Origin of the sequence: Thermoflexus hugenholtzii JAD2, assembly GCF_900187885.1 — a bacterium.
Lineage (GTDB): Bacteria > Chloroflexota > Anaerolineae > Thermoflexales > Thermoflexaceae > Thermoflexus > Thermoflexus hugenholtzii.
The window spans coordinates 1-302 of record NZ_FYEK01000045.1; the positions used below are offsets into that span (position 1 = coordinate 1).

1 protein-coding gene is annotated in these 302 nt (G+C 66.9%); it reads left to right on the top strand.

The window, feature by feature from the left end; translation table 11 throughout:
- Positions 1–300, top strand: a 300-nt coding sequence (locus CFB18_RS11515) for a c-type cytochrome (protein WP_088571959.1), incomplete at its 5' end; no start/stop codon positions are given.
- Between the last annotated feature and the right edge of the window lie 2 nt (positions 301–302).

A 302-nucleotide genomic window follows, 5' to 3' on the forward strand; every position in this document is an offset into this window, starting at 1 on the left:
GCCCTGAAGGGGGATGCGGAGAAGGGGAAGGAGCTGTTTTTGGGCACGTGCGCTTCGTGCCACGGGGCGGACGCCAAGGGGCTGCCGGGGCTGGGGCAGGATCTGACGACCAGCGCCTTCGTGCGGCAGCAGACGGATGCCCAGCTTTTGGAGTTCATCAAGAAGGGGCGGCCGGCGACGGATCCGGCCAACACCACGGGGGTGGATATGCCGCCGAAGGGGGGCAACCCGGCCCTGACGGATCAGGATCTGGCGGACATCATCGCCTTCATCCGGACCTTCAACCCCCACCAGCCGTGAGA